The following is a 771-nucleotide window of genomic DNA, read 5'->3' on the forward strand; positions in this document are numbered from 1 at the left end:
ACCAGATAGAGGAAGCCCCGGCGCATGGGCAAATAGGTCACATCCGCGCACCAGACATGGTTGGGCCGCGTGATTTCCAGATTGCGCAGCAGATAGGGATAAATGCGATGTTCCGGGTGCGGATCGCTCGTGCGGGCGCTGGTAATTGCCGCCAGCCCCATCTTCGCCATCAGTCGCCGCACCCTGCGGCGGCCGATCGCATGGCCCAGACGCCGCAAATGCCGCGCCATCTGCCGGCTGCCGTACCACGGACATTCCATGAACGTCTCGTCGATCACCGTCATCAGCGCCAACGTCTCGTCGGTTTCCGGCACCGGCGTGTAGTAATAGGACGACCGGCTGATCGACAGCAGGCGGCACTGCTTCGCGATCGACAGGTGCTGGTGTGCCGGCTCGATCTTCGATCGCCTCCACTCCACGCTCATCGACCGGAGGCTTTCGCCAAAAAATCCCTTTCCACCAGCAATTGTCCGATCTTGGCGTGCAACTTCTCGATTTCCGCCTCACAGGCCACCTTCGAGCTCTGATCGCCGTTATCGAACAGGCTGGCCATCCCATCCATCGCCTGCCGCTTCCAAGCCCCGATCATCGTGTGGTGGATGCCATGCTTCGCTGCCAGTTCCGCCAGCGTCAGATCGCCACGGATTGCCTCCATCGCAACCTTCGCCTTGAACTCCGCGCTGTAGCGCTTTCTCGTCGTCTTCATTCCCGTCCATTCCTTCAGGTCGGGATGAGCTTAACACCCTGTCCGAATTTCCGGCACCACCTCAA

1 pseudogene is annotated in these 771 nt (G+C 60.6%); it reads right to left on the minus strand.

Going from position 1 to position 771, the window contains the following annotated elements:
* Positions 1 to 706, minus strand: a pseudogene (locus tag ACFQ24_RS03790) (IS3 family transposase); the annotation flags it as partial.
* Between the last annotated feature and the right edge of the window lie 65 nt (positions 707 to 771).

This window comes from Sphingobium olei (assembly GCF_042678845.1).
Taxonomy (GTDB): domain Bacteria; phylum Pseudomonadota; class Alphaproteobacteria; order Sphingomonadales; family Sphingomonadaceae; genus Sphingobium; species Sphingobium olei.